Source organism: Mesorhizobium sp. M0217 (assembly GCF_040321955.1).
Lineage (GTDB): Bacteria > Pseudomonadota > Alphaproteobacteria > Rhizobiales > Rhizobiaceae > Mesorhizobium.
On record NZ_JAMYSN010000053.1, the window covers coordinates 1 to 12,857 of the forward strand.

The 12,857-nt window shown below is 59.6% G+C and carries 8 protein-coding genes, 6 pseudogenes and 1 other annotated feature; of the genes and pseudogenes, 8 read left to right on the plus strand and 6 right to left on the minus strand.

Annotation, left to right across the window (positions count from 1 at the left end; genetic code table 11):
* Positions 1 to 85 (minus strand): annotated as a pseudogene (locus NKJ18_RS32640) (DNA-binding response regulator); the annotation flags it as partial.
* A 78-nt stretch (positions 86 to 163) separates the two neighbouring features.
* On the opposite strand from NKJ18_RS32640, the gene NKJ18_RS32645 reads away from it, so the two are divergent.
* Positions 164 to 439 carry an acyl carrier protein gene (locus NKJ18_RS32645; protein ID WP_023679571.1) on the plus strand — a complete coding sequence of 92 codons (276 nt, stop codon included), beginning with the start codon at positions 164 to 166 and terminating at the stop codon, positions 437 to 439.
* Between the two features lie 105 nt (positions 440 to 544).
* Here the strand turns inward: NKJ18_RS32645 and NKJ18_RS32650 are convergent, their stop codons facing one another.
* From NKJ18_RS32650 to NKJ18_RS32660, 3 genes and pseudogenes are all read right to left on the minus strand, one after another.
* Positions 545 to 1,153 carry a hypothetical protein gene (locus NKJ18_RS32650; protein WP_352761554.1) on the minus strand — a complete coding sequence of 203 codons (609 nt, stop codon included), beginning with the start codon at positions 1,151 to 1,153 and terminating at the stop codon, positions 545 to 547.
* Complete coding sequence (locus tag NKJ18_RS32655; RefSeq protein ID WP_031194388.1) at positions 1,153 to 1,332, minus strand: hypothetical protein; 180 nt, start codon at positions 1,330 to 1,332, stop codon at positions 1,153 to 1,155. Before NKJ18_RS32655 ends, NKJ18_RS32650 begins: the two co-directional genes overlap by 1 nt.
* Positions 1,329 to 2,055, minus strand: a pseudogene (locus tag NKJ18_RS32660) (IS6 family transposase). The gene NKJ18_RS32655 and the pseudogene NKJ18_RS32660 overlap by 4 nt, the downstream one beginning before the upstream one ends.
* 293 nt (positions 2,056 to 2,348) lie before the next feature.
* Here NKJ18_RS32660 and NKJ18_RS32665 point away from each other — a divergent pair.
* From NKJ18_RS32665 to NKJ18_RS32675, 3 genes and pseudogenes are all read left to right on the plus strand, one after another.
* Positions 2,349 to 2,726, plus strand: a complete 378-nt coding sequence (locus NKJ18_RS32665) for a hypothetical protein (RefSeq protein ID WP_023693588.1) — start codon at positions 2,349 to 2,351, stop codon at positions 2,724 to 2,726.
* 234 nt (positions 2,727 to 2,960) lie between these two features.
* Positions 2,961 to 3,124 (plus strand): annotated as a pseudogene (locus NKJ18_RS32670) (DUF1403 family protein); the annotation flags it as partial.
* Positions 3,125 to 3,278: 154 nt separating this feature from the next.
* Entirely contained in the window at positions 3,279 to 3,962 is a 684-nt protein-coding gene (locus tag NKJ18_RS32675) for an IS6 family transposase (protein ID WP_352546293.1), read from the plus strand.
* A gap of 47 nt (positions 3,963 to 4,009) precedes the next feature.
* Here the strand turns inward: NKJ18_RS32675 and NKJ18_RS32680 are convergent, their stop codons facing one another.
* Entirely contained in the window at positions 4,010 to 5,929 is a 1,920-nt protein-coding gene (locus tag NKJ18_RS32680; protein ID WP_352761557.1) for a potassium transporter Kup, read from the minus strand.
* Positions 5,930 to 6,431: 502 nt separating this feature from the next.
* On the opposite strand from NKJ18_RS32680, the pseudogene NKJ18_RS32685 reads away from it, so the two are divergent.
* Positions 6,432 to 7,323 (plus strand): annotated as a pseudogene (locus tag NKJ18_RS32685) (IS3 family transposase); the annotation flags it as partial.
* Positions 6,683 to 6,799: a sequence feature (AL1L pseudoknot), on the plus strand. Its footprint overlaps the pseudogene before it by 117 nt.
* Here the strand turns inward: NKJ18_RS32685 and NKJ18_RS32690 are convergent.
* Positions 7,302 to 8,749 (minus strand): annotated as a pseudogene (locus NKJ18_RS32690) (IS30 family transposase). The pseudogenes NKJ18_RS32685 and NKJ18_RS32690 sit on opposite strands and share 22 nt — an antisense overlap.
* A gap of 30 nt (positions 8,750 to 8,779) precedes the next feature.
* Between NKJ18_RS32690 and NKJ18_RS32695 the strand changes: the two are divergent.
* From NKJ18_RS32695 to virD4, 3 genes and pseudogenes are all read left to right on the plus strand, one after another.
* Positions 8,780 to 9,082, plus strand: a pseudogene (locus tag NKJ18_RS32695) (integrase core domain-containing protein); the annotation flags it as partial.
* A gap of 533 nt (positions 9,083 to 9,615) precedes the next feature.
* Positions 9,616 to 10,158, plus strand: a complete 543-nt coding sequence (locus tag NKJ18_RS32700) for a hypothetical protein (RefSeq protein WP_245261469.1) — start codon at positions 9,616 to 9,618, stop codon at positions 10,156 to 10,158.
* A gap of 247 nt (positions 10,159 to 10,405) precedes the next feature.
* Positions 10,406 to 12,151, plus strand: coding sequence for a type IV secretion system ATPase VirD4 (gene virD4, locus NKJ18_RS32705; RefSeq protein ID WP_352761559.1), 1,746 nt, complete (start codon positions 10,406 to 10,408; stop codon positions 12,149 to 12,151).
* Positions 12,152 to 12,857: the final 706 nt, after the last annotated feature.

Sequence of the window (12,857 nt, forward strand, 5' to 3'; positions counted from 1 at the left end):
TTACCTTCAGGGCATGCATCGTGAGATACTCGGCGATGAGGCGCCGCATTGCGGCATCATCGTCAATGACAAGAACATGTTTCAACGGCACACCTGGTTTTGGGGGTTGCGCCCCGATCAGGGTTGCATTACCTGAATCTGCAAGCAAAAGGCTGTATTAGTGATGACATTACTTGAAATTGAACAACTGGTTCTCAAAACCCTCAACGCTCTAGTTGCCGAAAAAGTAGAGGTGTCGATGACAACCAGAATGCGGGATCTCGGCCTCGACAGCCTCGACTATAACGAGCTTGCTACGGCGATCGAGAGCCGACTTGGCTGGTTTGTCGACGATTACAAGCTCTGGCAATACGAGTCCGTAAGGCATGTCGCCGACGCCGTCGCCAGTCAGGAGTTGCGCACCGCGGAACCACCAGCAGTGCGACAAGTGCTGGAGTAGTGCTGTAGGCACAGGTTACGGTGAGGGCAGCTTGGGCGGCGGTAGCTATTGCCATTGCTCCGCTGTGGTTTCTATTCGTGACTGGTGTGTTTGAGAACTGTTGGGTCAGCCCGGTCCATGTCGCAGTGCCGATGCCCCTTTGGTGGCGTTGCCCGCAATTGCGATCGCTGCGCCCAGGGCACCAATGCTGACGGTCGTTGTCAGGCCACCCGTTGAATTGTTGTCAGAGGCAACAGTGCCCACCACACCATCCCAATTGGTGGTCGTATCGACCGACATGTAGTCACGGAACACGCTCTCACTATACGTGGTCACGATCGTTGCCGTCGTACCGGTTGGCACGAGGGCCGACCACACTGACAGATAGACCACACCAGAATTGAAGATGCTTTCCACCTGAGCGAGAAGGGTGGCAGCCACACCCGCAATCGTCATACTGTTGACGGTCACTGCACTTTCGGTGTCAGTTGTCACGATGACACGACGATTAGCGTGTGGCGCGACAAGAAGCGGAATTCTGGTGTGGGTGTAAACGGTCGTGGCAGTCGAGTCTTCGTGAGTGCCATTGAAGACCAGATCTATCGGGAACATTTTCTCCCAGACGCCCGAGCTGCGCACATAGACCTGTCGAGCCTTGGTCCAGAGGCTTGAGATTTTCACCCATACGGCGCTAGCCGCCCCCCAGACCCCGGAGGCTTTGACGTAAAGGGCCATTACGGCTGCACCCAGAAATCACCGTCCACGCCGCCAGAAGGGGCAGCGGCCGAGATCGTGACGCTGCGATTTGCCATCGTGCCGACGCCGAGAAGCGCCTTGGTCTGGGCAATGGACTGCGGTCGACGATAATTGTCCCCGGTGCCGTCACTCGACACGCGACCGACGAAGCTCGTCACAGCGTCGGCACCTGTGGCGTAGGTCGAGCGGTACAAACGCGTCGTGATATCACCAGCGCCATCGCGCTGAGGCGATGAACATGTATGGCGAGAGCAGAACGTTTGGGGCGGGACGAAGAGGTTGCGGAGGGCTGACAAGGTCGAGACGAAGCGTTGCAGGCCTCCCGGCGATCGGACCTCTGCATCATCCGCTCCCGTTTTCGCGGCGGCACATGGGAATTCTCCGCTCCGTTGTTCAACCCCTTGTGCGACCGGTGCTTGACGTCCGGCATCACCTGTCGCTTTGCCGCTCCATACGAGCGCAGCTAGTCGGTGATCATGCGCTTCGGCGCGAGCCCCTGCTTCTTCAACGGCCGCGTCAGCAAGCGCTTGGCGGCCTTGGTGTTGCGGCGGTTTTGCACGATTTCGTCCAGCACATATCCATCCTGGTCGACGGCGCGCCACAACCAAAGCTTTTTGCCGGGCGATGGTGACGACCACTTCGTTCAGGTACCAGACATCATTCCGGCACGGCGGCTTGCGGCGCAAGCAGCGAGCGCAGTCCAGCCCGAACTTAGATGCCCCACCGGCGACTTGTCTCATACGAAACCACGATGCCGCGTTCCAGCAGCATTTCCTCAACCAGGCGCAGGCTCAGCGGAAACCGGAAATAAAGCCAGAGCGCGTGGGCGATAATAGGCGGCGGAAATCGGGGGGCGTGTAGCTGACGGCGGGCGTATTCATGCCCCCCGGCGTCCATGTCGCAAATCTTGACGATTGCTTGTGTGTCAAGCCCGCCGCAGGTCTCAACGCGTTCATATGCAGACATTGTGAAAATCGCCCTATTCCGCCTTTTTTTACCGCCCCTTAAGTCCCCCGCTCGCATGCTTGTCGATGCATTGAACTCATAGCCATCGGCCAAGGATTTTGGAAAATATGGTTCCGCTCGCAGCAGAAAACGTGAGAGTCGCTGTAGGCCTAACGTCAAGGGGAGAGAGCGGTTTGATTGGACGAAATGGGTACCGGAGTACCGAGTCATGAAGCCACGAGGTAATCTGGTCCGACTGAAGCAATTTCAGGTGAATGAGAAGCGGCGACAGTTGCACCAGCTAGACATCATGATTGCCGATTTCGAACGCATGGCGCGAGAACTGGACTTCCAGATAAACGCCGAGGAAACGAAGGGCGGCATCTCCGATGTCAATCATTTCGCTTATCCGACGTTCGCCAAGGCCGCTCGCCTACGTCGTGACAACGTCAAGAATTCGCAATCGGACCTTCTGCGGCAGAGAACCGCAGCCGAGCCATGCCTCGCCGAGGCTGAAGCAGAGCTCTCCAAGGCGCAATTGCTAGAATCGCGCAGCGGCAGAGGCCACGACCTCGAACCCGGCAACCGAAGCGCCATGATCGGCTGAGCCGGACGGCTTCAGCGCGCCTCAATTCGCGACACCGACTGGCCGTTGGCGCGCGAGAGGCGTGCGGGCACTGTAAAGATATCAGCGTCTTGATGCAGCGATAGCTGGTCGGGACGGCTGTCATGCTGCGGCGACATACGCGATTTTGTCCAGATTTGCATAGCGGCGTTACGCAGGTATGGGGGAAAGTGGAATTGGTTGGCAATCGGATCATCGGTGGAGACGAACCGCTGCCGGCGGACCGGCGCCTGGCGGCAACGCCTGGCGCTTTCGGCGGCGGCGGTAACGGCAAAGCAGGCTGGCCGCGTCGAGGATGAAGCGGCCCCTGCGTGATGCCGTTCTGCTCACGGCCGGGAGACGGGGTCGGCCCCGCCGGCCGGATGCTGCTCGCTTGGCGCGGCACCGTAAAGTCAACCGACAGCTTATGAAGATGTGCTTACATTGGGCCATGTCAGAAGTTGCTCGTGGTCCGCTCTATGGTCGCCACCGCTTTCCCCCGAGATCATTGCGCACGCGGTATGGCTCTACTTTCGCTTTCCGCTCAGCCTGCGCATGGTTGAGGACATGCTGGCGGCCCGCGGCATCATCGTCACGCATCAGACCGTTCGAAGCTGCGCGCAGAAATTCGGACGGCATTTCGCCCAGGAGATCAATATCAGCCGGCTGCCTGGGCGACAAATGGCATCTCGACGAATGTGTCGTGGCTATCAGTGCAAGAAGCAGTGGCTCTGGCGTGCCGTCGATCAGGACGGCTTCGTCCTCGAAGTGCTGGTACAAAGCCGCCGAAATGCCAAGGCGGCAAAGCGTCTGATGCGCAAGTTGCTGAAAGCTCAAGGGCGGACACCACGGATCATGATCACCGACAAGCTCCGATCCTATGATGCCGCCATGCGCGACCTCATGCCCGGCGTCGAACACCGGTCGCACACAGGCCTGAATAATCGAGCGGAAAATTCGCACCAGCCGACCCGACGACGCCAAAGGATCATGAAACGCTTCAAGTCGGCACGCCAGCTTCAGCGGTTCGTTTCCATCCATGATCCGATTGCCGACCTGCTCACTTTCCCTGCAATGCGCTGTCATCGGCTCAACATCGAGACCTGCGTAACGCTCCCATGCAAATCTGAACAAAATCGCGTGTGTCGCCACAGCGTGACAGCCGTCCCGGCCAGCTATCGCTGCATCAAGCCGCTGAAACTTACAGTGCCGGGCGCGCTGCTACCTGAATTTCCTTAACGCTCATTCAATGTGACAGCACCGATTCTTCTCAACCGCGGCATGCCCTAAATCGCCACCTGCGTGCCGATCTCGACCACACGTCCGGTCGGGATCTGGAAATACTCCGTCGCATCGGCCGCCGAGCGGGCGAGCCCGATGAACAGCTTGTCCTGCCACACCGGCATGCCGGAATTGGGCGATGCCTTGAGCGAGCGCCGCGACAGGAAGAACGACGTCGTCATGATGTCGAACTTCCAGCCCTGCTTGCGGCAGATCGCCAGCGCGCGCGGAATGTTGGGCTGCTCCATATAGCCGAAGGTCAGCGTCACCCGCATGAACAACTCGTTGACTGTCTCCATCTTGACCCGTTCGCTGTCGGGCACCAGCGGCTGCGGTGCGGTGACCACCGACAGAATGACGTTCTGCTCGTGCAGCACCTTGTAGTGCTTCAGGCTGTGCATCAGCGCTGTCGGCGCGCTTTGCGGATCGCTGGTCAGGAACACGGCGGTGCCGGACACCAGCTGCGGCTTCTTCTTCAGCAGATTGCCGGCGAGGAAATCGAGCGGGATTTCGTTGCGCCGGGTCTTGTCGAACAGATAGCGGCTGCCGCGCACCCAGGTCCACATCGCCAGAACGATGGTGAAGGCCACCGCAAGCGACGCCCAGCCGCCCTCGAACACCTTCACGATGTTGGAGGCAAAGAAGCCGATGTCGATGAAGGCGAACACCGCCGTCATCGCCACCGCCACCCACAGGCGCCATTTCCAAATGCGCGTCATGACGACGAACAGCAGCACCGTCGTCACCAGCATGTTGCCGGTCACCGAGATGCCATAGGCCGAGGCCAGCTTGCTCGATTCGCCGAAACCGACCACCAGCAGCATCACCGCCAGCGCCAGCAACAGATTGACACGTGGCATGTAGATCTGGCCCGACTGCCGTTCCGAGGTGTGCAGGATTTCGAGACGCGGCAGCATATTGAGCTGCACCGCCTGCCTGGTCAGCGAGAAGGCGCCGGAGATCACCGCCTGGCTGGCGATAACCGTCGCGGCGGTTGCCAGCACCACCATCGGGATCAGCGTCCAGCCTTCGTTCATCTCGAAGAATGGGTGGCCGACGTGACCGTTCTTCGCCAGCACGAAAGCGCCCTGCCCAGCATAGTTGAGCAGCAGGCAGGGAAACACGATCCACAGCCAGGCGACCACGATGGGCCTGCATCCGAAATGGCCGAGATCGGCATAGAGTGCTTCGGCGCCGGTGACGGCGAGGAAGATGGCGCCGATGGTCACGAAAGCGACGTCGGGCGAATGGATCAGGAAGGCGACGATGTAGTGCGGGCTCACCGCCCACAGGATTTCTGGATCGGCGATGATGTGGTTGAGACCGGAAAGGCCAATTGCCAGGAACCATACGGCGGTCACCGGGCCGAACACCAATCCCACCCCGCCGGTGCCAAAGCACTGCACCGCGAACACCATGGCCAGGATGACCAGTGTCAGCGGCACCACATAGGGCTGGAAGGTCGGCGTGACGACGTTCATACCCTCGACAGCCGACAGCACCGAAATCGCGGGCGTGATGACCGCGTCGCCGAAAAACAGCGAGGCGCCGACGATGCCGATGCCCAGGATCACCGCCGACCGCTTGGGGAAACTGCCGCGCGCTAGCGCCATCAGCGACAGCACGCCGCCCTCGCCGCCGTTATCGGCGCGCAGCACGAACATGATGTACTTGATGGTGACGATGATAGTCAGCGACCAGATGATCAGCGACAGCACGCCGAGGATATCGCCGCGCTCGGCGACATTGCCGCCCGACGACGCCACCAGCGCCTCACGGAACGCGTAGATCGGGCTGGTGCCAATATCGCCATAGACAACGCCGAGCGCGCCTAGCATCAGCACCTTGGGGCTTTGCTGTTCGATTGCCGGATGGCTCGACTGTTCGACGGGTTCTGCCTCGCTACCGGTATTGGTAAGGACCATGGACGACACTCCGATAAGGGGCGGCCCTCTACCTTTGCTGCACTGCAATATCAAGTGCCGCGACGTAATGGCTCCGGATGCGGACCGCATTTGTTGCCGCACCGGCGGATTGTCTCATACGAAACCACGATCCCGCTCCCGGGCCATTTCCTCGACGAGACACAGGCTCAAGGGGACCTGAAGGAGGGCCAGACCGGATGGGCGATGATCTGCGGCAGGAAACGATGGCGCTGCTTGTAGCTGACGGCATATCTTTCTCCTTTGTGTGTCTGCCAGACGAGCGGGCGGGCACGGAAGTGGTCGCGCTCTGGCTGCCAGACATACTCGTCCAACCTGATGAAAACCTGACTTGTACACCCAGCCCAAACAGGTGCGAGGGGTCGGTTATTACCAAAGGCTCTGAGGGCTGATTCTCTAGGGTTTCCGCCCAGATTGATCCGTGCCCCTTGTTGTGTTCCGCCCCGGGTTGATCGGAGGCTCCAACTCCTGAGAAGGTGGAACCATGACAAGCAAGGCGACCAACAAGTTCTCTCCCGAGGTCCGGACCCCCCGCGGTGCGGCTGGTTCTGGATCACGAACGCGAGCATACGTCGCGCTGGGCGGCGGTTTCATCGATCGCCGCCAAGATCGGCTGCAAGAAAGCCGAGCGTGACGGCGGCGTGCGCGCCGGAGTTCCCACGGATGCTGCGACGAAACTGAAGGCTCTGGAACGCGAGAGCCGCGAGCTTCGCAGGCCAACGAGAGCAGGGCTTCCGCGTATTTTGCCCAGGCGAAGCTCGACCGCCGGTTCAGGCCACGATCGCGTTCATCGACGATCACCGCAAGGCGCATGGGGTTGAGCCGATCTGCAAGGTGCTGCCGATCGCCCCGTCGACCTACCACGACCATGTCGCCAAGCGCGTCGACCCCTGCCGGCTGTCGGCTCGGGCAAGATGGGATACAGCCTCGAAGCATGAGGTCCGACGGTTTGAGGCGAACTTCCGCGTCTACGGCGTTCGCAAGGTCTGGCGGCGGTTGCGTCGCGAGGGCTTCGACGTCGCCCGCTGCACGGTTGCCCGCTTGATGAAGGCCATGAGCCTCGAAGGCATCGTCCGCCGATCCGCACTACGGTGAGCGACAAGGCCGCACCTTGCCCTCTCGACCACGTCAACCACCAGTTCCACTGCTCCGCGCCGAACATGCTGCGGGTCTCCGACTTCACCTGCGTCGCGACCTGGACGGGCTTCGTCTATGTCGCCTTTGTCATCGACACCTATGCCCGTCGGATCTTCGGCTGGCGGGTGAGCCGGACGGCGCATGCAGCCTTCGTTCTCGATGCCCTGGAACAGGCTCTCGATGATCGGCGGCCCGTGCGGGTAGGCGGGCTCATCCATCACAGCGATAGAGGCAGCCAAGGCGGATTCAACCGGATCGTCGCAACACCGGCATCATACTGTCCCCCAAGGAGTTGGTCGAGGAGTTCGGCAGGTGTTTTCCAGCCGAGCGTTTTGCGCGGTCTTGTGTTGATAGCATGGGCGACTGCGTCCAGTTCCCGGGCTGTGTGCCGACTGAGATCCGTGCCCTTTGGAAAGTACTGTCTCAGCAAGCCGTTGGTGTTTTCGTTGGAGTCTCGCTGCCACGGGCTTGGGGATCGCAGAAGAAAATCTCGAGCCCGGTGTCGATGCGCAGGTCGGCTGCTGCGCCATTTCCGCTCCATGGGCCCAAGTCAGCGACTGACGCAGTTGCTCGGGAAGTTTGCCCATGGATCGGGCTATGGCTCTGCGGACTGCTTCAACGCCGTGGCCGGCAAGTGGTGGACCGTTCTTGATGCGCAGGCTCTGCTGATAGCCATTGCATGCGCGGCAGGTGAAGCACGCATTGTGAAGCGTGAACTTCGTTCCACGAGCGTACCGATCGCCTAGCTTCCGAGGCCAAGGATGAGGTCGCCTTCCCAATGTCCGGGGACAGCCCGATCGGCAATTTCGGCCGGACGGTCGCTTATTATAAGGGCGTCTCCAATGAAGGACTTGTTGCGAACTCGGGCCCGTTCGCGCGGTACGCGCGTTCGGGCGGTACGCGCAACGCTCGGCCTGAACGCAGACATGCGGTCAGTCCTCGGCGCAATGCTCCGCGTCCTTGAATGTACAAGGACTGATAGATCGTCTCGTGGCTGATCCGCATGGTTTGATCCTCTGGGTAATCGATCTGAAGCCGATTTAGCGATCTGCTCGGGGCTCCAGGTTGCCGACCACCTCCGGCTCTGTCGTTTTTTCCACACCCACCTTGGGGCCCTCGAATGAGGCGCCATTGGGGTTGGTGACTTTGCCGGCCAAGCGCTCCTCAACATATTCACGCAGAGCCGGATTGACCGCCAGCTTGCCAGGAGGCCGGCGGGACTCACGATCGGCGTGCCATTGGGCGGCACTGGCCGGTAATCCAGATTGCCGCTACGCGTCGCGGCATTGCGCCTGACCTCCCGCGAGATTGTGCTCGGCGGCCGACCTAGCTTACGAGCAATGGCCCGGATGCCGATCCCCTTGGCAAGCTCAAGCGCAATATCCTCGCGCTCCCGAAAGAAAGATATCGCCCCGAAGGCGGCTTCGCCCACGGCGCCAAATGCGTTGGCGGCATCCCTCCTGTACTCCGAAACCAGCGCGGACCAAGAGGCGTTGATGTACCGGCATCCAGTGCGGCCTCCTCGCTCGAATGTCCCAAGGCAATAGCTTGCCAGAACCGGAAGCGATTCTCACGCTGCCAGGCAGGCGGACGCCCGGGCGAATCCAGCTTCTTTCGAGTGCACCGATCGAAGCGCGTTGGTGAACCGTCATTGCCACCTCCAATCCCTTGGTGTCGCGACGACCGGTTGAATCCGCCCAATACGTCAGCATTCGATACACCGAGCGCTTGGCGGAGGCCGGCGTCGAACCCTCGGTGGGCAGTGCCGGCGACTCTTTCGATAATGCTCTCGTCGAAACGATCAACGGTCTTTACAAGGCCGAGGTGATCCATCGACGCGGACCCTGGCGCTCATTTGAGGCCGTCGAGTTCGCCACGCTCGAATGGGTCGACTGCTTCAACAATCGCCGGCTGCTGGAGCCCATCGGCAACATCCCGCCGGCCGAAGCCGAGGAACGCTACTACGCCATGTTGGATGAACCAGCCATAGCCGCGTAACTCAAACGAAACGGCCTCCGGAAAGCCCGGGGCAGTTCACATCGCATTTGATGCCAGCTTCATCGTATTTTCTTCGGCTTGGACGGGCACTTGGCAGACCCACAGAGCTGGGAACCCTTTGCCATACTACAACTGTAACATCATATCGGTTTAGCAGGTCAAGCTTCGGTGGTAACCTCTGGGTAGAATAACTACTTTGGAGGCGAGCAATGGATCGCGATAACAAACGGGCACGCGCAGCTGCAAGATCATCTCAAGGCGTGGGGAGCAGTAGCCTCCGTGACGTTCCAGAGGGGCCATTGAGCGATGTTGCAGAACGGCTGGTAACCGCTAACCCGCGCGATACAGCGCGAAATCTTGGGGGCTTCAAAGGCCTCGGGACGCACGAGCGAACAGCCGTTCGGGGCACTCAACCCGGGCCAGAAACTGACCTCGCGAGATTTGAAAGGCGGACCAATCGGCTTGGACGATCAGCCATCAATCTGGCCGCGACATTAACAGCCGAATTGGGGTACAGCACGGATGACATAGCATTGCAGAAAGTCGGAGCGGCCAGTAATCTAGGCAATTACCTAACGCCAGGGCTGCAAGATGCTATTGTTAATCGCATTGGCAACATGGATCCGCCGTCGCAAGCTCTCGGAACTTATTACGTTGCGCCACACTTCAGTAAGTTTACTGAGGAAAACAAATCTCGCATTCTTGATCAGGCCATTGGATTGGCTTCTTCTGATCCGGATGGCAATGTCAGAAACATGGCATCCAATGCTATTCTCAACATGTATCACCAGTTCGACGCAAATCAACAGGCCCAAGCTCACTCAGTTTTTCCCGGCATGCAAGACATCTTGCCGCACATGCCGCCGCCGCAGCATGCAGCAGAGGAACGGAGTGCGAATCTGGACGGCCACATAGCAGGTATTGAGGCTGCAGTCCGTGATACAGTAGGCCCGCAAACCTCCTATGAACAGCTGCAGCGGGGTGCTCAAGTCGGGCGGTCCATAAGCCAAGCCTACAATCACGCCCGAGAGGACCTAATGGAGGCCACCAGAAGCAGAGATCGCTCCGGCCGTTGATGTCTCGGCCATGGTACAGTGACGCTTTCTCTCCCGAATTCCGTCTACGGCCTTGCCGTTTCCAATTCGCTGGCCGTTGACGTACCTGCTTAGTGTAACTTTCAAAAACCACGTCTGCCGGGTGATGCGCTGCAAGCATCGCACCACCCACTGCGGCATCGATCTGTCGAGCGGCGACATCGCGCGACGCCGGTTCGGTCTCTGAAGCACGCGCAGCATTAGCTACGGCTAATCCGGCAATGGAACAATGCTTTCAACAAAAACGACGCCCCCCAACATAGCCATTAGCATCGCGTGCTCACTCGCCGTGGGCTTCTGTGCGGCAAGTCTTTACGCAACCTTCCGCCACGGCGGCAGCGGCGAGGCTCTGATGGCGTTTGATGTCCGTGCCTTTTGGTTTGAAACGCCCTTCTATTTGGGTTTCGCAACCCCCGTTTTCTATCGGGGCGCGGCTATCGTGCTCTCGACGTCCGCGGTCGTCTTGCTGATTCAGCAGATCGTATTGCGCCGCAAGCTCGAACACCACGGGACGGCTCGTTGGGCTCGAGTGGATGAAATGCGACGCACGGGATATCTGCGACGATACCGTGGCGTGACAGGGCCGGTGTTTGGGAAGACAAGTGGCCCTTTCTGGCCTGGCTACTTCCTGACCAATGGCGAGCAGCCTCACAGCCTCATCGTTGCACCGACCCGCGCTGGCAAGGGCGTCGGCATAGTCATTCCAACGCTACTTACATTCAAAGGCTCGGTGATAGCTCTGGACGTCAAGGGGGAGCTCTTTGAGCTCACCTCGAGGGCGCGCAAAGCCGCAGGTGACGACGTGTTTAAATTCGCGCCGCTGGATTCGGAGCGGCGCACAAACTGCTACAATCCGCTGTTGGATCTTATAGCGCTGCCTCCACAGCAGCAATTCACCGAAGCCCGCCGCTTGGCGGCAAACCTGATTACGGCCAAGGGGGAGGGCGCGGAAGGTTTCGTCAGCGGCGCGCGAGATATCTTTGTCGCGGGAATCCTTGCCTGCATCGAGCGGGGCACGCCAACAATCGGCGCCGTCTATGACCTCTTCGCCCAGCCGGGGGAGAAGTTTAAGCTCTTCGCGCGACTCGCCATGGAGACTCAGAACAAAGAGGCACAACGCATCTTCGACGACATGGCGGGGAACGATACGAAAATCCTAACCTCCTACACTTCCGTGCTCGGCGATGGCGGGCTCAACCTGTGGGCGGATCCCGCTGTAAAGGCGGCCACAAGTCGCTCGGACTTTTCGGTCTATGATCTTCGCCGTCGCAGAACGTGCATCTATCTTTGCGTTGGTCCGAACGACCTTGAGGTGATCGCGCCTTTGATACGCTTGTTTTTTCAGCAAATCGTTTCAATTCTGCAGCGGTCGCTGGCCGGCCGGGATGAAAAGCACGAGGTTCTCTTCCTGCTCGATGAGTTCAAGCACCTGGGTAAGCTGGAGGCGATCGAGACCGCAATCACGACTATCGCGGGCTACAAGGGGCGTTTCATGCTCATCATCCAAAGCCTTTCGGCACTGACGGGGGCTTATGGAGAGGCTGGCAAGCAGAATTTTCTCAGCAATACCGGACTGCAAGTGTTCATGGCCACGGCTGATGACGAGACTCCGAACTACATTTCCAAGGCCATCGGTGAATACACGTTTGAAGCCAAATCGATTTCCCACAGCCAGGCGCGAACGTTCGACTGGACCATTCAGAATTCACATCAAGGTGCACCGCTATTGCGTCCCGAACAGGTTCGGCTGCTCGATGACGACTACGAGATTGTTCTCATCAAAGGTCTGCCACCATTAAAATTGAGGAAGGTGCGTTATTTCTCGGATCGCATTCTGAAACGCATCTTTGAACGCCAGACAGGCGCCCTCCCGGAGCCGGCGCCCTTGACGGGAGCAGAGGAGGCGCTCTCCGCCGAATCTCAACTCGATGACCCGCTGTGTGAATTGGCGCAGGACTTTGACGATACAGTTTGATGTGAGGCTGTGTGGACCCCGCGAGAAAATCCATCCCGTGTAGCAGCTTTGTGGCAGGTGCAGGACGCCGGCTTGGAAGAGGGGCAAGCGGGCCAAGCCCGGCAACTTGAGCAGCACGTGTCCGAGGCGCTCCGGCCGCTGTTCGATGGTCGAGCTGACGAGCCGCCAACCAATCCAGAGGAGCTTCTGCGACTGGAACAGGGGGTTTCGCGAGGTGCTTCAGCGAGGGCAGGATCATCAAGCCGCCTCGTCTTTTTTCAGCAACCCAGGGATGCCCGATGGACGGGATGACCTCAACAGAAGCGTGTCGGAGGATTTCGCAAGCTCTGGGACGCCGGAGTTCGGGCCGCCGCCCCCAGTCTTGGCTGCCAGCCAACAGCAGATCCGCCCTTCGCCGGATGAGCTTGACCATGCAACCACCTGCCACCCGAGTGAGTCGTCCCAACAATGAACATTCACCAGCGCTGTTGTGGTCAGCGCAGACGCAGAGGGCCCTGAATGCGCCGCAAGCCGTCGCCATTCAGCAGCAGCTGAGCGAAATCGGCAATTCAGGCGGCCGCGTGCATATGCAGAGAGGGGCTGATGCGATCTCCGGACCGGTAGCTCTCGCTGTAATTGATCAGGCTGGTACTGTTGGAAGGCTTGATCAGCCTCGTCACCCCAATCTCCAGCATAGCTCACTGTCACGCGGCCAACGTGCCTCCGT